The following is a 21,816-nucleotide window of genomic DNA, read 5'->3' as shown; positions in this document are numbered from 1 at the left end:
GGACGCTCCAAGGTCACTAACCGTTATTTTCTAGGCTATTATTAACCTTGTATCCACTACAGGGATAATGCCTGTATTGGATCTTCTCAAGAACATTGTTGGAGACAATTATGTCTTTTATTCATTACATTATTTGGTTGCACCTGCAAACAGGTGTTGTGGGTTTAATTAGATTAAGGGAGTTCAGTTTATGACAGTATTCAAACCTTCACACGAAGAGCAGAACAAATCATCGAGCGGTACAGTGCTTAGCCGTCGTCAGTTTGTATTTGGTGCTTCTGCCATGCTGGCTTTAACTACCATTCCGTTTTCAAAAAATGCACTAGCAAGTGCCATTGGCCAATCTTTAACTCAGTTATCTGGGAAAGTTTTTGATTTAAGCATTGATTATAAAACCGTTAATTTTACGGGAACGCCTGCTAGAGCAACGGTCATTAATCAACTGTTTCCCGGACCCTTGTTACGCTGGAAAGAAGGTGAAACGGTCACGCTAAGAGTAAAAAACAATCTTGATCATGACAGCTCTTTGCACTGGCATGGGATGATTTTACCGACAGAAATGGATGGCGTTCCTGGCCTTAGTTTTGCGGGCATCAAACCGGGAGAAACATTCGAATATAAATTTCCAGTTAAGCAAAGTGGTACCTATTGGTATCACAGTCATTCAGGTTTTCAAGAACAAACGGGAGTGTATGGCGCGATTGTTATAGACCCTAAAGAAGCAGACCCTGTTGTGTTTGATCGGGAGCATGTCATCATGCTGTCGGACTGGTCGGATGAGGCGCCTGAAACGATATATGCGAATTTAAAGAAGCAATCAGACTATTACAATTACAGTGAAAGAACGATGTCTGATTTGTTTTCTGATATCAAAAAACAAGGGTTGGTGAACACATGGAGAGCACGCTCCATGTGGAATCAGGAACGTATGAGTGACCGAGATATTTCTGATGTCACGGGCGCCACCTATACGTATTTAATGAATGGGAACCCACCGGCACAACCTTGGCAAGCACTCTTTAAACAAGGAGAAAAAGTTCGTCTTCGCTTTATTAATAGCTCTGCGATGACGATATTTGATGTGCGAATTCCAGGTTTAAAAATGACCGTGGTAGCGAGTGATGGACAAAATGTTCAGCCTGTTACCATCGATGAATTTCGCATTGGTGTTGCGGAAACTTACGATGTGATAGTCGAGCCGAAGATGGAGGATGCTTATTGTATTTTCGTTCAGAGCATTGACCGTTCTGGTTATACCGTTGGTAACTTCACGTCAGATGAAATGTTCACGGCCAAAATCCCTGATATGGACCCTATGCCGATCTTAGGGCATGGCGATATGGGCATGAATATGGAGGGCATGGACCACAGTAAAATGGCGATGGGTTCGGACTCTATGTCGGGCATGGAAGGCATGGACCACAGTAAAATGGCAATGGGTTCAGACTCTATGTCGGGCATGGAAGGCATGGACCACAGCAAAATGGCAATGGGTTCAGGCTCAATGGCTGGCATGGAAGGCATGGATCACAGCAAAATGGCAATGGGTTCAGGCTCAATGACTGGCATGGAAGGGATGGATCTCAGTCAGCCAAGTATGGTTATGCCTACTTTAGGTTTAGCAGGTTACGGCAGTGACAATGAGATTAAGCATCTAGATTCAGAAAATGGTCCTCAAGTAGACATGCAATCAGGCATGCCTCAAAGCGGCCTTAACGACCCAGGTATTGGCTTAAGGGATCATCAAGCGAACTATAACCGTAAAGTACTGACCTACGCAGACCTAAAAGGCTTGCATCCTACTCATGATAAACGTCAACCCACTCGAGAAATCCAGCTGCATCTAACGGGCAATATGAATCGTTATATGTGGTCAATTAATGGAATCAATTTTGCTGATTCCGCTCCACTTGAATTGGCGTATAACGAAAGAGTGCGAATTACCTTGGTGAACGACACCATGATGATTCATCCCATGCATCTACATGGTGTATGGAGCGAGTTAGAAACAGGAGACCCTGATTACATTCCACGTAAGCATACTGTGATGGTTCAGCCTGGTTCAAAAATCAGCTATTTAGTCACCGCAGACGCCTTGGGGCAATGGGCATATCACTGCCATTTGCTATATCACATGCCTGGCATGTTTAGAAAAGTGGTCATCAAATAAGGAGAGTAATAAATGAAAAACTTTAATTCACTAGGCTTTACATTAGTGATGGCAACGGCTTCTGTTATGAGCTCTTTGTCTTATGCAGGTGCGGAAGATGACCCTTTATTAAGTTATGTCGCCATCGACCAATTAGAAAAAGGCCTTGAGTCAGACGATCCAATCAGCTTTAGTTTTCAAGCATGGGTTGGTTATGATATGGATAAAATCTGGCTTAAAACGTCAGGTGAATACCAGAATAGTGACGACCAGGACCTAGAAGTACAGGCTCTATACAGTCATGCCGTAGCGCCGTATTGGGATATGCAGATGGGCGTAAGGCGAGATATTAAACCGTCCCCATCTCGTGATTGGTTGGTGCTTGGTTTCCAAGGTTTGGCTCCGTATTTTTTCGACATTGACGGTGCTTTCTTTGTTGGAGAAAAAGGGCAAACCTCCATTCGTTTAAGCATCGAACAGGAATGGTTAATCACTCAAAAACTGATATTAACGCCTGAATTTGAAATGAACGCCTATGGTAAGAGTGATGACGAGTTAAGCATGGGTGCTGGTCTTTCTGATATCAATGCAGGCCTTCGACTAAAGTATGAAATAACACGTAAGTTTGCACCTTATATAGGTATAGACTGGAGTAAAAAGCTCGGTGCTACGGCTGATCTTGCTCGTGATAATGGAGATAGCATTAGCAACTCTCAGTTTGTCATTGGCGTAACGGCTTGGTTTTAATTTTTTTACAAGAAGTAAAAGGGATGTCAGTGAGATGAAAGATAAAAGTCTCACTAACATCACCATTAATTTCTACGATATAAAAGAAAGGACAATACCATGATGAGCGAAAGTATGTTTGGTAGCACTATTTGGGTAGGACACTGGATGTGGATGTGGATGTTAGTGATTGCTATCTTAGTCGTTATACCTGTCTATAGAATATGCAAGCGAGCTGGATATTCTGGCTGGCTGGGACTGCTGATACTGGTCCCAATGGTCAATCTGATGTTGTTGTATTTCATTGCTTTTTCTGACTGGCCCGCGAGTAAAAAAGGAGCACAATATGAGTGAGCACACGAATCATCATGAACATAAAAGCCATGGAGTGCATGACCCTGTGTGCAAAATGTCGGTAGATCCTCAAACCGCAAAGTATAGTAGTCAGCATGTAGATAAAACTTGGTATTTCTGTTCTTCCGGCTGTCAGTCGAAGTTCGATAATAATCCAGAGAAGTATCTCAGCGAAGAAAATGAGCAAACAGAGCCGGTTGCAGCCGGAACCATGTTTACCTGTCCTATGCATCCAGAAGTCCGTCAACAAGGCCCCGGTGACTGCCCGATTTGTGGCATGTCGCTGGAACCTGAGGAAGTAAGCCTCGACAACGGTCCTTCAGTAGAGCTCGCCGACATGACTCGTCGATTCTGGATTGGTCTGGCTCTGGCACTTCCGGTTTTTTTGATCGAAATGGGAGGCCATCTCTTTAAGATTGACCATATTGTGTCGCCACAAATAGCCAATTGGATTCAGTTGGTTTTAGCTACTCCAGTGGTCGTTTGGTGTGGTGGACCATTCTTTGTGCGCGGTTGGAAATCTGTACTTAATCGTAACCTTAATATGTTCACACTTATTGCCATCGGTACGGGTGTTTCTCTGTTGTACAGTTTTGTCGCAACCTTGGCTCCGCAGATATTTCCTGACGCTTTTCACGCTGACGATGGCTCAGTCGCAGTGTATTTCGAGGCGGCCGCTGTCATTGTTGTGCTGGTGTTGTTGGGTCAGGTACTTGAACTCCGAGCTCGAGAAAAAACCTCTGGCGCTATCAAAGCTCTATTGGATCTAGCTCCGGCCACGGCAAGAAAACTGGACGATGACGGCAGTGAGTCTGATGTGGCGCTCGATCAAGTTAAGGTTGGCGATCGATTGCGAGTTCGACCAGGCGATAAGGTGCCTCTAGATGGCGAAGTGCTTGAAGGCCGTTCCAACGTTGATGAATCCATGGTCACTGGTGAACCCCTGGCTGTTAGTAAGAAGACTGGAGATCAAGTAATTGGTGGTAGCATTAATCAGCAAGGCAGTTTTATTTTACGGGCTGACAAAGTAGGTCGTGACACAATGTTGTCCCAGATCGTCCAGATGGTTGCCAGTGCGCAGCGAAGTCGTGCGCCTATTCAGGGAATGGCTGACAAAGTGGCTGGTTGGTTCGTTCCGGTGGTTCTGTTGGTCTCTATCATTGCATTCGGAGTCTGGTCTATCGTCGGTCCAACGCCACCCATGGCCTTTGGTCTGATCGCAGCTGTGAGTGTGCTGATTATTGCTTGTCCCTGTGCCTTGGGTCTGGCGACTCCTATGTCGATCATGGTCGGTGTTGGTCGTGGCGCTCAGATCGGTGTCTTGATCCGAGATGCTGAAGCGTTGGAGCGGATGGAAAAAGTAGACACAGTGGTAGTGGATAAAACCGGGACCTTGACCGAAGGTAAGCCTCAGGTGACAAAACTGGTCTTGGCAAACGGTTTCAGCGATGAAGATTTGATGCGTTATTCCGGTAGTCTTGAAAAAGGCAGCGAGCATCCGTTAGCACATGCCATTTTAGATAAAGCTAAGACCATGAATCTAACTCTGCCAGACGTCATAGATTTCGACTCACCGAACGGCAAAGGCGTTACCGGTGAAGTCGATGGAAAAAGGGTTCTGCTTGGTAATCGACTGTTAATGCAGTCAGAAAATGTTAATACTTCAACTTTTGAGGAAGAAGCTAACCAACTTCGAGAAGACGGTGCCACAGTAATCTTTGCCGCGGTTGACGGGAAGGTTTGTGGTTTGCTGGCAATTGCAGACCCTGTCAAGGATACCTCCAAAGCGGCAATAATCGCTCTGCAGAAGGAAGGAATTCGGGTGGTGATGCTGACTGGAGATAACCTTACTTCCGCTGAAGCCGTAGCCCGCAAGCTCCACATTGATGAAGTGAAAGCAGAAGTGTTGCCGGAAGATAAAGGCAAGGTTATTCAACAACTTAAGAATGAGGGGCGTGTTGTTGTTATGGCTGGAGATGGTGTAAATGATGCGTTAGCCTTGGCAACTGCTGATGTAGGTATTGCGATGGGCACAGGAACCGACGTGGCCATAGAAAGTGCGGGCATTACTTTGTTGCGTGGCGATCTGATGGGCATAGTGGAAGCGCGACGATTATCCCGAGCAACCATGCATAATATTCGGCAGAACCTGTTCTTTGCATTCATTTATAACATGGCAGGAGTACCGATTGCTGCAGGAGTACTTTATCCGTTTACAGGTATTCTCTTATCGCCTATTTTTGCCGCTGCAGCTATGTCGTTGTCCTCGGTGAGTGTCATACTAAATGCTTTAAGGCTGCGGGCGGTAAAATTATCAGATAGCCAAATTAATAGTAAATAGCTAATTTTGAAAGAGGTGAATATATGAAGGTAATAAATAAAAGCATTGCAGCTTCAATCTTAACGTTAGTCAGTGCAAGCGTGTTTGCACAACCTATAATAGATCTCTACAAGTCTCCGACATGTGGTTGTTGTGTTAAATGGGGTGAGCTAATGAAGGCAGAGGAATATACCGTTAATTATCATCACACAGAAGACTGGTCCTCTTTAAAGAAAGATGCGGGTATGCCCATGCAACTACAATCGTGTCACACCGCTGTAATCGACGGTTACTTAATTGAAGGGCATGTGCCAGAACAAGATGTAGCGCGTTTAATACTAGAAAAGCCTGAAAATGTATCAGGCTTGGCTGTGCCTGGAATGCCAAGATATTCTCCTGGCATGGCAGCGAAAGGTCAGGGATACAGAGATTTTAATGTGGTTCAATTTAGCCAACAAGGCGTGATGACAGTTTATAAAAAATATTGATAAACGATTAATCCATCAAATACAACTGGTTAGTTAGCCAATTTAATAGGAGCTAACTAACCAGCTTTGTAAACGAGCACACAAGACCATTCAGGCTCTGGATGACTCCAATTTTACTAGGTATTATTCAACTCGAAAATCCTCATGAAGTTTCTGTCAATGTATTATGTGTTGCTGTGGGATATGCGAATAAGCCCCTTTCATGAGATCATCCTGTTTTATTATCCATGTCACACCATCTCACCTTTGTCGGCAGCGAGTTCAATAACAAACGTCGTAAAACTCGTAAAGAAATTTTTCATGCACGCATGAATGAGTTGATGTCTTGGGATTAACTAGAAGCAATTATTGAGTCGTTTTATCCTAAGCTGGCAATGGAAGAAGACCTTATCTGCTATGGATACTACGAACAAGTCAGATAATTCTGGCCTGACTTGTTCCGCTAGACGGCAATTCGTCAACTGTACCAATTAGGCGCAGTTTTCCGCCATTACGCTGCTCTAAGCAGCTAAAAATCCGTTATTTAGACGGATTAACCCCGTGCAGATCGCATCATCTGATCTACTCGTAACAAATTTCCCAGCGCAAACAACACGGCGAGTTTATTGTCATTTTTAGACAGACCTTTGTAGACGACTTTGCGAAAACCAAACTGACATTTCAATATTCTAAACGGGTGCTCGACTTTCGCCCTGATACTCGCCTTTAAGTATTCCGTTCGGATCAGCTGCTTATTTATGCTAGGGTGCTTCTTCCAAGCGCGTATCTTGCTAGGCATCTCTGCGACTAACCAATCAATTTTCTTATCCTTGGTCTTTATGCGCTTTTCTACGCCACGGTAGCCAGAGTCCGCTGATACAAATGATTCATTACCATGAAGAAGTTCCGTCAACTGGTTTAAATCGTGATCATTGGCAGGCGTCGTGGTGAAGCTGTGCACTAACCCACGCTTTGCATCAACACCAATGTGAGCTTTCATGCCAAAGAACCACTGCTTCCCTTTTTGCGTTTGGTGCATTTCGGGATCACGAGAATTGGATTTATTTTTAGTGGAGCTTGCTGCCTCAATGATCGTTGCATCCACAATCGTCCCTTCTTTAAAGTAAATACCGGAGTCAGACAGCCATTTGTTTACTTCTTTGAAGAGTTTACGACCCAGTTTGTGCTTCTCAAGCAGGTGACGGAAATTCATTATGGTCGTGTGGTCTGGAATCGCACCTTCTAATGATAAGCCAGCAAACAGCCGCATTGAGGTAATCTCGTAAAGGGCATCTTCCATTGCTGGATCACTCATGTTGTACCAGTTTTGCATAAAGTGAATGCGCAGCATGGTAGCGAGAGGATATGGACGCAGCCCATTGCCAGCTTTTGGGTAGAACGGTTCAATTTGAGCTTCAAGCTGTTTCCATGGAATCAGCTCATTCATCCGACTAAGGAAAAGCTCTTTGCGGGTTTTACGGCGTTTGCTTGTGAATTCGGTATCGGCGAAGGAAATCTGGTTCATAGTCGGCAGGAATCATGGTCAAATTAAGTTGGCAATATTATCTCATGTTGCCGACTTATTCGTATGTTCCCAAGCTGTACCCGTGAATTCCCATGTAGAGGCCAACAACACAGATTAATACTCCTGAAAAATATGGTGCTCTACGTGCAAGATTGCTTAAACGGTTCCACTTGCGAGTTGCTTTCTTGACACCAACTGCAGCAATGATGCCAACAGATACGAGAGTTAGCGCCAAACCAATACTGAAAGATAAAACAAGTGTGGAACCAAGAACTAAGGTTTTCAACTGAAGGCAAATTAATAAGACGGTCACTGCTGCAGGACAGGGTATTAAGCCGCCTGTTAAACCGAATAATAGTATTTGGCCATTCGTTACCGTTTGGTTCATAAAACGTTTCTGTATATCTAAAGCATGTGCTCGCTCGTGAGCGTCTTGGTACTCTTTATCATTACTTTCTTCAGATAAGTGGCTATGTTCATGAAAATGAACATCAAAATCATGGACATGATGATCGTGCCCGATCATTAGATTAACGGATAATTGGTTCGTATCTTGAAAACTCAATGCTGATTCTAAGTAACCATCTCGCTCAATAAAATCATACTCAATAGGTATTTTGTTTTCTGCGTTTTTAAGTTGAACTCTAACTTCAGAGGCACTTAAAGTGTGACCACTCAATATTCTTAATTGGAATCGGTTGTTATGTTGAGTATCTTCCACGACAGATAGGCTAATATAGCCATGTCCTGTATCGACAATCTGTTTTGTCCAATTCTGAGAATGCGTGTGTAATTTTTGCCACGTTCTTTCTCCATTCCAGGTTTTCCAAATCATCCAAATACCAGTCGAAATAACGATGATTCCAGAAATAAGTAACATCCAGGGTTCTACCGCTTCCGCTGTAAATTGTTTACTGACATACATCCCACCTAAAGCGATAAGCCAAACAACAATAGTATGAGAAAACGCTGCGGCTAGCCCAAGCATAACCGCTTGTCTTGTCGAGCCTTTTATAGAAACAATAAAAGCAGCCATCATTGTCTTTGAGTGACCAGGTTCTAAGCCATGCAATGCGCCAAGAAGAATAGCGCTGGGAATGAATAGCCACCCATTGCCTTGCTGAAGTAGTGTTGTAAAGTCCATTGCTATCCACTCTATTTAATTGTGTTCGGATTGGAAATATACTACCTCCCAGTATAAAGTACTACCCCCTAGTATAATTTTGATGTTATATTTTCGTGTATAGTCAGCTTTACTTATTAAATGATGGACTTTTCCATGTCGCATACCACTCGAGATCAGAAAAAAATCATAGCTCGTGTCAGTAAGATACAAGGCCAGACTAATGGTCTTAAAAAAATGTTGGAAAATGAGCATGAGTGTCAAGATGTGTTACAACAAATTGCCGCTATTCGAGGTGCTGTCAATGGATTGATGCGTGAGGTTATTAAAGAGCACTTGATTGAACATGTTGTTCTTGAAGACGATCTTGCTAAAAGAGAGGCGGATTTAGAGGTAATACTGAAGATTTTAGATTCATATATTAAGTAGGTTTTAGTGCATTCTAATATGTATGTACAAATTCCTTTTTCAGTAAACAAAAGAATTTTTTACTCATTTGCCCCTTTTTATTTATTGGTTCGGGCTTCCCAATGTTTTCTAAGTTGTTGTTTGTGTACTTTTTTCATTAGTAGATTTATAAAAGTATTAGGGAAACGAGCGCTTGTCACACTGGTGTAGAAAGCGAAACGCATGAATGTGCTGGGAATGAGGTAATAAATAGGCGGTCAGTTTTTTTTGCGAAAGCCATCCCATGACAACCAACCACAGGTATAAGCTCGGATAGCAAAACTATACCTGATGAGTGCTGCTTCACCAGGCTGTTAGGTGCAATGTACTTTACATAATAGCAGGCTCTTAGAGCATCGATTGTGCGTGTGATAGTGAATCAGGTCCGTATGATTAGACATATAATAATGCACTGAAAAGATCAATTCGTGCTTTTTTTAAATTAAGCCGTTAGCTAAATTGTCACGTTGAGCCTGTCTTAAATTATCCTTGATATTCTTTTCTCGGCTGGATGAATGACGCTACATCTCACGCATTTTCTTGTGAAAATTTTTAAATTAAGTGGACTTCCCAGACTTTACTAGACACCTATTAACGTTAAAATCTAGTTAAATAAGAGGTGTATTATGAAGTCCAAACGTTACCCTGAAGAATTTAAAAGAGAAGCGGTTAAACAAGTGACAGAGCGTGGTTACTCTGTTGCTGAAGTGGCTCAACGGCTCGATACGACCACCCATAGTTTATACGCCTGGATCAAAAAGTATGGAGAGCCACAGCCTAAGCCTTCTGAAGACCTCGACTTAACCTCCGAGAACGCACGACTCAAGTCTGAACTGAGACGAATCACGGAGGAACGTGACATTCTAAAAAAGGCCGCAAGGTACTTTGCCAACAACCCAGAGTAAAGTACGCCTTTGTCCGTGATCATCAAAAAGAGCACTCCGTTTAGCTGATGTGTCACGTCTTTAAAATTCATCGAAGCGGTTATTACGCTTGGTTAAAAAAGCCTTTATCTGATCGGGCGGTTGAGGATTTACGGCTGCTAGAGCGTATAAAAGAATGCCACATTGCTAGCGGAGGAACCTATGGAAGTCCATGGATACACCGTGATCTTTGCGATGAAGGTGAATTTTGTAGCGTACATCGTGTTGCTAAGATTATGCGTAATAACAGGATTAAGACCCAGATTGGCTATAAACGTCGTTATATCCAAGGCGGTAAAGTAGACCAGATTGCGGACAACATATTGAAGCGCCAGTTTAACCCTGATGCACCCAATAAAGCGTGGGTAAGTGACATCACCTACGTTAGAACCCATGAAGGATTTTTGTACGTAGCGACAGTAATAGATTTATTTTCCCGACGTGTTGTCGGGTGGTCAATGGATAAAACGATGGATCGTCATCTGGTTATTAATGCTTTATTGATGGTGGTTTGGCAGCGTAAACCTAAGAATGAAGTATTAGTGCACAGCGATCAGGGGAGCCAATACGCGAGCTCTGATTACCTCGCCTTTATGAAGGCTCACAATTTGATTCCTTCCATGAGCCGTCGAGGAAATTGTCATGATAACGCCGTTGCAGAAAGCTTTTTTGCGACTTTCAAGAAGAGGGTGACAAAACGAAAGATCTACTCGACACGAGAAGAAGCGAAAGGTGAGATATTTAATTTTATTGAGATGTTCTACAATCCGATAAAACGACATTCGCATACAGGCGGCGTGTCACCTGCTAAGTTCGAAGAAAAGTATTTTTTAAAAGTTCCTACTGTCTAGCAAACTCTGGGAAGTCCACATCACCAAAATCAATATCATCAGACTGCCTATAAAGCAGTTTGGAGTCCACCTACTTAATAACGTGTACCATTATTGAGTATTTCTTCTATATAACCTTAATTTACGGACCAGAGTCTTCAGGTAAAACAACATTAACACTGAGTGTTATTGCTGAAGCTCAGAAGCAAGGTAAAACGTGTGCCTTTATTGATGCGGAACACGCTTTAGATCCATCCTATGCTGAAAAGTTAGGCGTAAATATCGCGGATCTTTTGATCTCTCAGCCGGATACGGGTGAGCAGGCGCTTGAAATCGTCGACATGCTAGTACGTTCAAACAGCGTTGACGTTATTATTGTCGACTCTGTCGCGGCTTTGGTTCCTAAGTCTGAAATCGAAGGCGAAATGGGAAGTTCTTCTGTTGGTGTTCAGGCGCGCTTACTTTCTCAAGCGATGCGTAAGTTGACAGGCTCTATCAAAAACGCCAATTGTCTTGTGATCTTCATTAACCAAATTCGTATGAAAATTGGTGTGATGTTTGGTTCCCCTGAAACAACGACAGGTGGTAACGCACTTAAATTCTACTCTTCTGTACGTTTGGATATTCGTCGTATCGGTTCTGTGAAGCAGGGTGACGAGGTGATTGGTAATGAGACTCGCGTTAAAGTGGTGAAGAACAAGATTGCCCCACCATTTAAACAAGCTGAATTTCAAATCATGTACGGTGCAGGTATCTACCGCATGGGCGAAGTGATTGATTTGGGCGTTAAGCAAGGCTTTGTTGATAAAGCGGGTGCTTGGTATGCTTACAATGGTAATAAAATTGGTCAGGGTAAAGCCAATGCCGCGCAATTTTTAGCCGATAATCCTGACATGGCAAAAGAAATTGAAGCTAAAATCCGTGAGGATTTATTGCCTAAAACAGCTAAAGCCGATGGCAAGCCTAAAGAGGCTAAAGACACTGAAGTCGAAAAAGACGAAGATGTTGAGCAACTTGATTTCTAAAATAGTCTTTTAAAAAAACTATTTTCAAAGCAGGCCTAGTGTCTGCTTTTTTGTTTTTGCTGAAAATGTTTTAGAGAAAAGTTTGTTGGTTTGTTTAAAAATATTCTTCTATGATGATCTTGTTTATATTGGGTATTAACGGGACGGTCATCATGTCGATGTGGCAATGGTCGCTTATTGTATTGAGCGTACTTTTTTTTGGTTTCTTTCTTTTTATATTGTTACGCTATTTATCTTTGAAAAAGAAGGCTTTAGAGCTAGGTGTTATTCAAAAGACTGAGTCACTTCAGCAGAAAGAAGGTCTGCCAGTACCATCTATCGAAGAAAAGTCACAATGGTTGGCCTTATTAAGGCAGCAGCAATACATCTGCGCTCAGCTTATTGAGGAGCTGCCTAAGTCTGATTTTCAAGGGCGAGCCGCGCTGTCATGTTGGGCCATTTTCTTGGATATAGAGATTAATATTATTGAGCATGCTATCCCTCATTCTCATGTTGCAGAATTACTAGAAGCCTTTAAAGGGATTTTAGATAAAGTCGATCGGGCTCAAGAAGTTGATGAGTTATTGACGTCGCTAAAAGTGAATCAATCTTTACTGCGAGAATTAAATAAAGTGATTCAAAAAGCGGGCGAAAAGGTTTTTGCACAGGTCAATATTACCTCAGTGTTGAATATTCAGCTTAGTGAGCTTCAGCTTCAGCTAGCAAAGGAAGCTGAGTTGGATGAATCTCTGGCTTTGCTAAGGGCTCAAATGGCAAGCATGTGTGAGTTCGTTGAACGGCTTAAGCTACACTTGGCTGAGGTGAAGCAAGAAGATGATAGCGCGTTGTATGTGCAAGCTCTAGAAACGTTTCTAGAGGGGACTGATCAGACGATTTTCTTAGATTCCGTTCGCTCCGAGTTACACGATAAAGTCTCGGACTTAAAGCAATTAGCAGCGCACCAAAAAGCGATTATGATGGAGTTGAAGGAGCAAGTTCGTAAAGTAAGAGCTGGCCACGAGGGGGACGGTAGGCATGTTGGTGTCTATGACATTTATATCGTTAGGCTGGAAAAGGCATTGTTGGAAAGCAGTCGAGTCGTTAAGCGGTTAGAGAAGAAGCTAGAAAGTTTGCAGACCATCAAATACAACTTAAATATTGATGTAATCAAGCGAGATGAAGCGCTGAAGCAAAAGAATGCTTTGTTGAAAACAAGAGACGTCAAGGCTAAGCAGAGTATTGATATCTATGATGTGTTTGATGAAGAAAGAAGCACCATGAAAAACATGGAGGATCTACTTTACCAAGATTCATTTACTGAAGAGTCGGATTCTTTTGCGAGTGAGCAAGCTTCGAGATTAAACTCTTTGCGCCAGATGGTAAATGAGTCAGAGCTGTACGTAGAAATGCTTGAGCGCGATTTGGACAAAGCTCGATCATTACGTGAAAATTTAGAGCATAAGCTGCTTCATCCTGAGTCGATCGAAGATCTGGACAATAGTGATGTGGACGTATTGGCCAGTCAAGATTTAGAAGAATTTGAGAACCTTAAAGAAGTGAATAATGAATTAGAGGAAGAGCGTAAACGTCTGGAAGCGGCTTTGTATGATGGCCAAGTTCAAACCGCCGAAGTGATCAAATTACAGAAAAAAATTGAAGAACTAGATAATAAAATAGCGCTGACTCAACAGAATTACGTCGACATGGAGGCTCGTTATGTTGCCGCGTTGATGGCAAAAGGAGCAGATTCATAAGCTTCTTTTTTTACATAAAAGATTTGCGCGCTTAGAATTCGTCAGAGTCAGAGACTGCGTATTTAATCTGTTCAAAATTAAACCCGCGATATTGAAGGTAGCGCGATTGCTTGGCTTTTTCTTTGAAGTCCTTGCTGGCTTCTTTTCCAAACTTATTTTCTTTGAGTTGCTTCGCTAATTCAAACCAGTCTGCATTAGCATCCGCAATGGCTGCTTTTGCTAACTCACTACTGATGCCTTTCTGGATCAGTTCTTGAGCTATTCGGCTTGCACCCAGTGGTTTGCTTAGTCGGCTTCGGACAAAGATTTCGGCAAAGCGCTCATCGTTGAGATAGTTCATTTTTTCAAGACGTTCAATGGTCGCGATGATGTCTTCTTCCTCGTGTCCTTTTGTTTTTAATTTTGTAAAGAGCTCTTTTTTACTGTGTTCTCTGTGACTGAGTAGTGATAAGGCTTGATCGAATACAGATGCCTGATGTTCTTTCATATTGGATCTCTGTGGGTGTCTTAGTGGATGCGTCATTTTATCAGCTGAATCAGGTTTTTACATTTCATTTCTAAAAAACTAAAAAATCCGATTTTTATGGTTTTTTATACTTCGTATTATTATTAAATAAGATGATAAAACTGTATATCTTGTGTAAGTATGGGCAATATGACTTTGTCTTTATTTGAGGTTTTTTTATGCGTGTTTGCGTGTTGGGTGCGGGTGTTGTTGGCTTAACGTCAGCCTATTATTTGGCGAAAAAAGGCTTTGAGGTAACGGTGATTGATCGTCAGGAAGGGGTAGCTTTAGAGACCAGTTTTGCCAATGCAGGGCAAATTTCTCCGGGCTACTCTGCTCCATGGGCTGCACCAGGCATTCCTTTAAAAGCGATCAAGTGGCTCATGCAAAAACACGCACCATTAAAGATCAGCGCGGATCCTGAGCTTAAAAAAATGGCATGGATGGGTAAGATGTTGGCGAACTGTACGGAAAAAGCATACGACGTGAATAAGTCACGCATGGTGGCTTTGGCGGAGTATAGCCGTGACCAGTTTATTGCTATGCGCAAAGACATTGGCATTAAATACGATGATGGACAGGGTGGGTTGACTCAGTTATTCCGCAAGGATGAGCAAGTTGAGGCGTCTGAAAAAGACATCAAGGTATTAAAAGCTTTGAATGTGCCTCATCAGGTATTAACCCCAGCGCAGATTTTAGAGGTTGAGCCGGGTCTTGCCCCCGTTATCCATAAGTTTAAAGGCGGACTTCGTCTAGTTGGGGATGAGACGGGCGATTGTTTTGTTTTTTGTCAAGAGCTGAAAAAGCACTGTGATGAATTAGGGGTGACATTTAAATTTGGTGTTGCTATCGATCGTTTGCATGTGGAAGGTGGTAAAATACGCGCGGTTAAAACGGATCAGGGTGACTTTGAGTTTGATAATGTCTTGGTGTCCATGGGCAGTTATTCAAAAGAGTTGCTTAAGGCGATCGATATTTCTATTCCTGTTTACCCAGTGAAAGGGTATTCCTTAACGGTGCCAATCACTGATTCACAGTATGCGCCAATGTCTACTGTGATGGATGAAACTTACAAAGTGGCGGTGACTCGATTGGGTGGGCGCATTCGTGCGGCCGGAACCGCGGAGTTAAATGGCTACAATCTTGATTTGCCTAAAGTTCGTACTGAAACCATTACCCATGTGGTACACGATTTATTTAATCAAGGCTGTGAATTATCGCAAGCGGATTACTGGACTGGACTTCGCCCTATGACGCCAGATGGTACGCCGGTTGTTGGACGCACCGGTGTGCAGGGATTGTACTTAAATACAGGTCACGGGACATTGGGTTGGACGATGAGTTGCGGCTCTGCCGCTGTGATTGCAGATATTATGTCTGGTGATAAGACTGAGATCGATTCACAGGATCTTTCCGTACAACGTTATCAGTAATAAAACGCTATAGAAGTTTAAGGGGCAAAAATGGCAAGGCCACTCACGGCAACGGTAGATTTAGAGGCGATTCTGCAAAATTACCGTTATGCAAAAAAGTTACAGCCAACTTGCAAGGCGTTTGCGGTGGTTAAGAGCAATGCTTATGGGCATGGTGCGGTTGAGGTCTCGCGTTATTTGGATAAAGAGGTCGATGCTTTTGCGGTAGCGGCCATTGAGGAGGCGATTGCTTTGCGTGAAGCGGGCGTTGTCTCTCCAATACTATTATTAGAAGGCGTTTTTGAGGGTGACGAGTGGGCATTGTGTGAACAGTATGGCTTTTGGTCCGCTTTAGAAAATGCCCAGCAACTTGACGAGTTGCAAGCCAGTCGTGCCAAAATAGAAAAGATCTTTCTAAAGTTAGATTCGGGAATGCATCGTCTTGGCGTGGACAAAGAAACGGCTCCGGCATTTGTGGCGGCATTAAAAGGCGGTGGCCAAGTGGGTGAAGTGGTGTTAATGACACATTTTGCTTGTGCCGATGATTTGTCGGATTTAACGACGATGCAGCAGCTGGCGTATTTTGAACAAGCTCGTCAATCGATAGGCGATATTGAAGCCAGCGTAGCGAATTCGGCTGCGATTATGAAGTGGAGCGTTCCTGAAGGCGGCTGGATTCGCCCCGGTATCATGCTATATGGGATTTCACCTTTTGCCGAGGTCAGTGGGCGATCGATTGGTTTGCGTCCTGCCATGACGCTGTCATCAAAGGTGATTTCGACGCGTAAGCTTAAACAGGGTGATAGAGTGGGCTATGGTCTTGGCTATGTGGCTGCAGAAGATCATATTTTGGCTACGGTCGCCGTGGGTTATGGTGACGGCTATCCTCGCCATGCTGTGAATGGTACGCCTTTGCAAATTAATGGCGAAGCGGCCTGTCTTGCTGGTCGAGTCTCCATGGATATGATCACGGTGCGCATGCAAAATGTTGCTTCTGAACTCGCTATGGGGCAGGAAGTGGTATTGTGGGGAGGAGATGTGCCCGTTGAAGAGGTCGCGGATTATGCTGGTACAATCGGGTATGAGCTCGTGACTAGAATGACGGCTCGACCTCATTATCGTTATACGCGTGGTGAAAGCGCTCAGTAATACCTTTCAAGAAACATTCAGCAAAAGTAGGTTTACTTCCGTAAAACCTACTTTTGCTTAACTTATACACAAAATAAGCGTCAAATTACGACGGTTTCTTTTGAAAACACCTATCCTTTGCGTGTACTATTTTGTGCTTTTCGTTGCATCGAGTAGGCATGTAGTAATCTGCCATTCACGCAATCCAATTCGTCCAGAAAATAGAGATAGAGACTCATCCCATTATGAAGAGTTCTGAACTACGTCAGTCATTTTTATCGTACTTTGAAAGTAAGCAGCATCAGATTGTGGAATCCAGCTCATTGGTTCCTGGAAATGATCCGACCTTGCTGTTTACCAATGCTGGCATGGTCCAGTTTAAAGATGTGTTTTTGGGGGAAGATATTCGCCCATACTCACGAGCAACGACGTCTCAGCGTTGTGTTCGGGCAGGTGGTAAACACAATGACTTGGAAAACGTCGGTTATACTGCACGTCACCATACATTTTTTGAAATGTTGGGTAACTTCAGCTTTGGCGATTATTTCAAAAAAGACGCGATTCATTACGCTTGGGAGTTTCTAACGGTCGTTTTAAAGCTACCAACAGAAAAGCTGTTGGTAACGGTTTATGCTGAAGACGACGAAGCTTTCGATATTTGGAATAAAGATATTGGTTTGCCAGTAGAGAAAATTATTCGTATTGGTGATAACAAAGGCGGCCGTTACCAGTCTGATAATTTCTGGGCAATGGGCGATACCGGTCCTTGTGGTCCTTGTTCTGAAGTGTTTTATGATCACGGTGAGCATATTTGGGGTGGGCCTCCAGGTTCTCCTGAAGAAGATGGCGACCGTTTCATTGAAATCTGGAACGTGGTTTTCATGCAATTTAATCGTTCTGCTGATGGCACTATGGCGCCATTGCCTAAGCCGTCTGTCGATACTGGAATGGGCTTGGAGCGTATCGCGGCGATTTTGCAAGGCGTTCATAGTAACTACGAAATCGATTTGTTCCAAAATCTCATTAAAGCCGCGGCACAAGTGGTGGGTACTCAAGATCTGAGTGCGCAGTCTCTTCGAGTTATTGCTGACCACATTCGTTCTTGTTCCTTCATGATTGTTGACGGTGTGATTCCATCCAATGAGGGTCGTGGATATGTGTTGCGTCGTATTATTCGTCGCGCGATTCGTCACGGTAATAAACTAGGCCAAAAAGGCGTGTTCTTCCATAAGCTGGTCGACGCGCTTGATAGTGAAATGGGTGAGGCTTACCCAGAGTTAACGAAATTAAAAGAGCGAGTGGCTTCTATTCTATTAAAAGAAGAGGAGCAGTTCGCTAAAACCCTTGATCAAGGCATGAAGATTCTTGAAGAGGCGATTTCTGAGTTAGGCGATCAGAAAATTATTCCGGGTGAGACGGTCTTTAAGCTTTACGACACTTACGGTTTTCCAGCAGATTTGACCAACGATGTGGCGCGTGAAAATGATTTAGAAATAGACGAAGCTGGATTTGCAGTGGCAATGGACGCACAGCGTGCGCGTGCGCGTTCGGCCAGTAACTTCTCTATGGACATGTCAAGCGGCGTTAAGCTGGACTCTGTGACTGAGTTTACCGGGTACGAGAACCTAGACGGTGCGTGTGTCGTGGAGATGATTCTGGTTGATGGTGCTCCTGTTGAGGCGATTGAAGCGGGTCAAGCTGCTGCTGTGATTTTGAAATCGACGCCTTTTTATGCTGAATCCGGTGGTCAGGTTGGTGATCAAGGTTGGTTACGTGGTACGGGCGCGTTTAAAGTGTCTAACACGACGAAGCAAGCGAAAGCGCATTTGCACCATGGTGAGCTAAAAGAAGGTCGTTTGGCGGTGGGTGATCAAGTGACTGGTGAAGTAGATCGTACTTTGCGTATGGCAACCACACTGAATCACTCAGCTACTCACTTAATGCACGAGGCCTTACGTCGTGTTCTGGGTGATCATGTTTCACAAAAAGGCTCTTTGGTAAACCCTGAGCGTTTGCGTTTTGACTTCTCGCATTTTGAAGGGGTTAGTGCAACGGAAATCGAACAAATCGAAGACATGGTAAACGAGCAAATTCGCTTAAATCGTCCAGTAGAAACCGACATCATGGATGTTGAGTCTGCAAAAGCGAAAGGCGCTATGGCCTTGTTTGGCGAGAAATATGACAGCGAAGTGCGTGTATTGACCATGGGGTCTGATTACTCAATCGAGTTGTGTGGTGGTACTCACGTAAGTCGTACAGGTGATATCGGTTTCTTTAAAATCATCACAGAAAGCGGTATTGCGGCGGGGGTTCGTCGTATTGAAGCGGTGACGGGTAAAGTGGCCATTGACACGACTCGTCAAACAGAAGCGGTTCTTGATGGTATCGCCAATCTTGTTAAAGGCAACAAAGACAGTGTCTTAGACAAAGTGGTTGCTTTGAACGATCACGCGCGCAGTTTGCAAAAAGAATTGGATGTTCTGAAAGGCAAAATGGCGGCGTTAGCGGGTGCTGATTTAGCCTCTCAAGCGGTGGACATTAATGGTGGTAAGTTGTTGGTCGCTCAGGTTGAGGTGGAAGATCCGAAAGCGTTGCGTGACTTGCTAGATGAGCTGAAAAGTAAGCTTGAATCCGCCGTTATTTTATTGGCAGCGGTGAACGATGGCAAAGTCAGTTTGATTGCTGGCGTGACGAAAGAATTGACTAAAAATGTGAAAGCGGGCGATTTGATTAAGATGATTGCGCCTTTAGTGGATGGTAAGGGTGGCGGTCGTCCTGATATGGCTCAAGCGGGTGGTAATAATCCAGATGGCTTATCTGCCGCGCTGGCATTGGTGCCTGATTGGGTTGCTGAAAGAGTATAACTTGATTCGCTCTGTTTGAGCTTTGATTTGGGTAGTGAAGAATATGGCGTTGTTAGTTCAAAAATACGGTGGCACCTCGGTTGGTACAATAGAACGTATTGAGGCCGTTGCGGACCGAGTGTTGAAGCATAAGCAGCAAGGAGATGACATCGTTGTGGTTGTTTCCGCTATGAGTGGTGAAACCAATAGACTGATCGAGCTTGCAAAGCGCATTGATGCGTCACCGAGTGCTAGAGAAATGGATGTGCTGTTATCAACAGGAGAGCAGGTAACGATTGCTCTATTGTCGATAGCCTTGATGAAGCGCGGCCTTGACGCTCGTTCTTATACTGGTTCACAGATCCGTATTACCACTGACAGCGCTCATGGCAAGGCTCGAATTCAAAAGATAGACACAGAGGCGATGCGTGCTGATTTAGACGCTGGTCGTGTGATTGTTGCGGCCGGTTTTCAGGGCGCGGATGAACTTGGCAATATAACGACGTTAGGCCGTGGAGGCTCTGACACCACAGGCGTTGCACTTGCCGCCGCATTGAAGGCTGATGAGTGTCAAATTTATACTGATGTGGACGGTGTTTATACTACCGATCCTCGCGTAGTAGATAGCGCACGACGCTTAGACAAAATTACCTTTGAGGAAATGTTGGAAATGGCCAGCTTGGGCTCTAAGGTATTGCAAATCCGTTCTGTTGAATTTGCGGGCAAATATCAAGTGCCGCTAAGGGTGCTGTCTAGTTTTGTTGAAGGTGAAGGTACATTGATTACAACTGAGGGGGTTAAGGGTATGGAGCAGCCAGCGGTTTCTGGAATTGCATTTAATAGAGACGAAGCGAAATTAACTCTGAAAAGGGTGCCTGATATTCCAGGTATTGCCTCACGTATTCTTGGGCCTATCAGTGATGCCAATATTGAAGTGGATATGATTGTGCAAAACGTATCGGTTGATGGCACTACGGATTTTACGTTTACGGTACATCGTAATGAATATGATAAAGCACTATCGACGCTAAATTTAATAGCTGAAGAGCTTGGTGCCAGTGCGGTGTTATCTGATGCCAAAATCGCTAAGGTGTCTATTGTCGGGGTTGGTATGCGCTCTCATGCTGGCGTCGCCAGTACTATGTTCAAAGCGTTAGCGGCTGAATCGATTAATATACAGCTGATTTCTACTTCAGAAATTAAAGTGTCGGTCATCATTGATGAAAAATACATGGAGTTGGCTGTCCGTGCGTTACATTCTGCATTTAAGTTGAGTGATGCGACACCAGAAGTGAGAGAAGCGTAACATTTGGATACACAAAAGCCTTAATTAATGGATGGTTTAATTTTTATTGAGAGGCTACAATTACTTTTGTAGGAATTGCCCTACAATGCTTGTCGGGCAATTCTTCTCAATAAATGTTGAAAGCTATTACAGGGAGATATTCTTATGCTTATTCTTACTCGTCGTGTCGGTGAAACTTTAATGGTTGGTGATGAAGTTTCTGTCACTGTATTAGGTGTAAAAGGGAATCAGGTGCGTATTGGTATCAATGCGCCTAAAGATGTGTCTGTTCACCGCGAAGAAATCTACCTTCGCATCCAAAAAGAACAAGACGATCAAATTTCTGAAGATTAATTTTTAAAAAAACCTTTACAAGACAAATGTGTCGTATATAATGCGCCCCACTTGTTACGGAGAGTTGGCCGAGTGGCCGAAGGCGCTCCCCTGCTAAGGGAGTATGGGGTGAAACTCATCGAGGGTTCGAATCCCTCACTCTCCGCCATTTCAAGTTCGTCTTCTTAGAGACTATCCGCTCTAAGTAAAAGATAAAAAATTGTGATGCACCCGTAGCTCAGCTGGATAGAGTACTCGGCTACGAACCGAGCGGTCAGAGGTTCGAATCCTCTCGGGTGCACCATTCTTTTTTTAAGCATTTTAAAGCTATCCACTTTAAAGTGTGGTTGTGAAAAAATATTGCTATGCACCCGTAGCTCAGCTGGATAGAGTACTCGGCTACGAACCGAGCGGTCAGAGGTTCGAATCCTCTCGGGTGCACCAATATAAAAAATGATTTCAAGCAATCCTCTTAAGATCATTTAGTCAAAGCATACATTGCTACGCACCCGTAGCTCAGCTGGATAGAGTACTCGGCTACGAACCGAGCGGTCAGAGGTTCGAATCCTCTCGGGTGCACCAATATAAAAAATGATTTCAAGCAATCCTCTTAAGATCATTTAGTCAAAGCATACATTGCTACGCACCCGTAGCTCAGCTGGATAGAGTACTCGGCTACGAACCGAGC

At 43.7% G+C, this 21,816-nt stretch carries 16 protein-coding genes, 4 tRNA genes and 1 pseudogene; 18 read left to right on the top strand and 3 right to left on the bottom strand.

Annotated features, from left to right (window positions below; genetic code table 11):
- Window positions 1-190: 190 nt before the first annotated feature.
- The 5 genes from DK187_RS19085 (at window position 191) to DK187_RS19065 (ending at window position 6,037) form a co-directional block, all read left to right on the top strand.
- Window positions 191-2,170: a copper resistance system multicopper oxidase gene (locus DK187_RS19085; protein WP_111608903.1), complete on the top strand. Its 1,980-nt coding sequence runs from the start codon at window positions 191-193 to the stop codon at window positions 2,168-2,170.
- Between the two features lie 12 nt (window positions 2,171-2,182).
- Window positions 2,183-2,896, top strand: coding sequence for a copper resistance protein B (locus tag DK187_RS19080; protein WP_204355664.1), 714 nt, complete (start codon window positions 2,183-2,185; stop codon window positions 2,894-2,896).
- Window positions 2,897-2,995: 99 nt separating this feature from the next.
- Window positions 2,996-3,229, top strand: coding sequence for a hypothetical protein (locus tag DK187_RS19075; RefSeq protein ID WP_111608902.1), 234 nt, complete (start codon window positions 2,996-2,998; stop codon window positions 3,227-3,229).
- Window positions 3,222-5,570 (top strand): heavy metal translocating P-type ATPase, encoded by a 2,349-nt coding sequence (locus tag DK187_RS19070; RefSeq protein WP_111608901.1) that lies wholly within the window; start codon window positions 3,222-3,224, stop codon window positions 5,568-5,570. Before DK187_RS19075 ends, DK187_RS19070 begins: the two co-directional genes overlap by 8 nt.
- Before the next feature lie 152 nt (window positions 5,571-5,722).
- Window positions 5,723-6,037 carry a DUF411 domain-containing protein gene (locus tag DK187_RS19065; RefSeq protein ID WP_204355663.1) on the top strand — a complete coding sequence of 105 codons (315 nt, stop codon included), beginning with the start codon at window positions 5,723-5,725 and terminating at the stop codon, window positions 6,035-6,037.
- Between the two features lie 532 nt (window positions 6,038-6,569).
- Here DK187_RS19065 and DK187_RS19055 read toward each other — a convergent pair.
- Together DK187_RS19055 and DK187_RS19050 are read right to left on the bottom strand one after the other, a co-directional pair.
- Window positions 6,570-7,541: an IS5 family transposase gene (locus tag DK187_RS19055; RefSeq protein WP_111608899.1), complete on the bottom strand. Its 972-nt coding sequence runs from the start codon at window positions 7,539-7,541 to the stop codon at window positions 6,570-6,572.
- A 55-nt stretch (window positions 7,542-7,596) separates the two neighbouring features.
- Window positions 7,597-8,685, bottom strand: a complete 1,089-nt coding sequence (locus DK187_RS19050) for a nickel/cobalt efflux protein RcnA (RefSeq protein WP_072840720.1) — start codon at window positions 8,683-8,685, stop codon at window positions 7,597-7,599.
- A 135-nt stretch (window positions 8,686-8,820) separates the two neighbouring features.
- Here DK187_RS19050 and rcnR point away from each other — a divergent pair, with 135 nt between their 5' ends.
- The 4 genes and pseudogenes from rcnR to DK187_RS19030 all read left to right on the top strand — a co-directional run bounded on the left by rcnR (window position 8,821) and on the right by DK187_RS19030 (window position 13,622).
- Window positions 8,821-9,093 (top strand): Ni(II)/Co(II)-binding transcriptional repressor RcnR, encoded by a 273-nt coding sequence (gene rcnR, locus DK187_RS19045; RefSeq protein ID WP_072840719.1) that lies wholly within the window; start codon window positions 8,821-8,823, stop codon window positions 9,091-9,093.
- A gap of 644 nt (window positions 9,094-9,737) precedes the next feature.
- A pseudogene (locus tag DK187_RS19040) lies at window positions 9,738-10,885 on the top strand (IS3 family transposase).
- 59 nt (window positions 10,886-10,944) lie between these two features.
- Complete coding sequence (gene recA, locus DK187_RS19035) at window positions 10,945-11,889, top strand: recombinase RecA (protein WP_269808144.1); 945 nt, start codon at window positions 10,945-10,947, stop codon at window positions 11,887-11,889.
- 152 nt (window positions 11,890-12,041) lie between these two features.
- The gene (locus DK187_RS19030; protein WP_111608913.1) at window positions 12,042-13,622 is read left to right on the top strand and encodes a coiled-coil domain-containing protein; all 1,581 of its coding nucleotides are present in this window, start codon (window positions 12,042-12,044) and stop codon (window positions 13,620-13,622) included.
- Between the two features lie 31 nt (window positions 13,623-13,653).
- Here the strand turns inward: DK187_RS19030 and DK187_RS19025 are convergent, their stop codons facing one another.
- Window positions 13,654-14,109 carry a regulatory protein RecX gene (locus tag DK187_RS19025; RefSeq protein WP_111608898.1) on the bottom strand — a complete coding sequence of 152 codons (456 nt, stop codon included), beginning with the start codon at window positions 14,107-14,109 and terminating at the stop codon, window positions 13,654-13,656.
- Window positions 14,110-14,306: 197 nt separating this feature from the next.
- Here DK187_RS19025 and DK187_RS19020 point away from each other — a divergent pair, with 197 nt between their 5' ends.
- The 9 genes from DK187_RS19020 to DK187_RS18980 all read left to right on the top strand — a co-directional run bounded on the left by DK187_RS19020 (window position 14,307) and on the right by DK187_RS18980 (window position 21,710).
- Window positions 14,307-15,560 carry a D-amino acid dehydrogenase gene (locus DK187_RS19020; RefSeq protein WP_111608897.1) on the top strand — a complete coding sequence of 418 codons (1,254 nt, stop codon included), beginning with the start codon at window positions 14,307-14,309 and terminating at the stop codon, window positions 15,558-15,560.
- 30 nt (window positions 15,561-15,590) lie between these two features.
- Complete coding sequence (gene alr / locus DK187_RS19015) at window positions 15,591-16,688, top strand: alanine racemase (RefSeq protein WP_111608896.1); 1,098 nt, start codon at window positions 15,591-15,593, stop codon at window positions 16,686-16,688.
- 224 nt (window positions 16,689-16,912) lie between these two features.
- On the top strand, window positions 16,913-19,531 hold the full coding sequence (alaS, locus tag DK187_RS19010) for an alanine--tRNA ligase (protein WP_111608895.1): 2,619 nt from the start codon (window positions 16,913-16,915) through the stop codon (window positions 19,529-19,531).
- Between the two features lie 43 nt (window positions 19,532-19,574).
- Window positions 19,575-20,816: an aspartate kinase gene (locus tag DK187_RS19005; protein ID WP_111608894.1), complete on the top strand. Its 1,242-nt coding sequence runs from the start codon at window positions 19,575-19,577 to the stop codon at window positions 20,814-20,816.
- Window positions 20,817-20,960: 144 nt separating this feature from the next.
- Window positions 20,961-21,149, top strand: coding sequence for a carbon storage regulator CsrA (gene csrA / locus DK187_RS19000; RefSeq protein ID WP_012071293.1), 189 nt, complete (start codon window positions 20,961-20,963; stop codon window positions 21,147-21,149).
- Between the two features lie 58 nt (window positions 21,150-21,207).
- Window positions 21,208-21,297, top strand: a tRNA-Ser gene (locus DK187_RS18995).
- 58 nt (window positions 21,298-21,355) lie between these two features.
- A tRNA-Arg gene (locus tag DK187_RS18990) sits at window positions 21,356-21,432 on the top strand.
- Window positions 21,433-21,495: 63 nt separating this feature from the next.
- A tRNA-Arg gene (locus DK187_RS18985) sits at window positions 21,496-21,572 on the top strand.
- Window positions 21,573-21,633: 61 nt separating this feature from the next.
- Window positions 21,634-21,710 (top strand) — tRNA-Arg (locus tag DK187_RS18980).
- The last annotated feature ends 106 nt before the right edge of the window (window positions 21,711-21,816 follow it).

The organism is Marinomonas arctica, assembly GCF_003259225.1.
GTDB lineage: Bacteria > Pseudomonadota > Gammaproteobacteria > Pseudomonadales > Marinomonadaceae > Marinomonas > Marinomonas arctica.
This window is presented reverse-complemented; position numbering and strand designations above follow the sequence as displayed.

Excerpts from the sequence above, each read along its gene's own strand:
- DK187_RS19085 (WP_111608903.1), top strand. The coding sequence starts at position 191 with ATGACAGTATTCAAACCTTCACACGAAGAGCAGAACAAATCATCGAGC.
- DK187_RS19080 (WP_204355664.1), top strand. The coding sequence starts at position 2,183 with ATGAAAAACTTTAATTCACTAGGCTTTACATTAGTGATGGCAACGGCT.
- DK187_RS19075 (WP_111608902.1), top strand. The coding sequence starts at position 2,996 with ATGATGAGCGAAAGTATGTTTGGTAGCACTATTTGGGTAGGACACTGG.
- DK187_RS19070 (WP_111608901.1), top strand. The coding sequence starts at position 3,222 with ATGAGTGAGCACACGAATCATCATGAACATAAAAGCCATGGAGTGCAT.
- DK187_RS19065 (WP_204355663.1), top strand. The coding sequence starts at position 5,723 with ATGAAGGCAGAGGAATATACCGTTAATTATCATCACACAGAAGACTGG.
- DK187_RS19055 (WP_111608899.1), bottom strand. The coding sequence starts at position 7,541 with ATGAACCAGATTTCCTTCGCCGATACCGAATTCACAAGCAAACGCCGT.
- DK187_RS19050 (WP_072840720.1), bottom strand. The coding sequence starts at position 8,685 with ATGGACTTTACAACACTACTTCAGCAAGGCAATGGGTGGCTATTCATT.
- rcnR (WP_072840719.1), top strand. The coding sequence starts at position 8,821 with ATGTCGCATACCACTCGAGATCAGAAAAAAATCATAGCTCGTGTCAGT.
- DK187_RS19030 (WP_111608913.1), top strand. The coding sequence starts at position 12,042 with ATGTCGATGTGGCAATGGTCGCTTATTGTATTGAGCGTACTTTTTTTT.
- DK187_RS19025 (WP_111608898.1), bottom strand. The coding sequence starts at position 14,109 with ATGAAAGAACATCAGGCATCTGTATTCGATCAAGCCTTATCACTACTC.
- DK187_RS19020 (WP_111608897.1), top strand. The coding sequence starts at position 14,307 with ATGCGTGTTTGCGTGTTGGGTGCGGGTGTTGTTGGCTTAACGTCAGCC.
- alr (WP_111608896.1), top strand. The coding sequence starts at position 15,591 with ATGGCAAGGCCACTCACGGCAACGGTAGATTTAGAGGCGATTCTGCAA.
- alaS (WP_111608895.1), top strand. The coding sequence starts at position 16,913 with ATGAAGAGTTCTGAACTACGTCAGTCATTTTTATCGTACTTTGAAAGT.
- DK187_RS19005 (WP_111608894.1), top strand. The coding sequence starts at position 19,575 with ATGGCGTTGTTAGTTCAAAAATACGGTGGCACCTCGGTTGGTACAATA.
- csrA (WP_012071293.1), top strand. The coding sequence starts at position 20,961 with ATGCTTATTCTTACTCGTCGTGTCGGTGAAACTTTAATGGTTGGTGAT.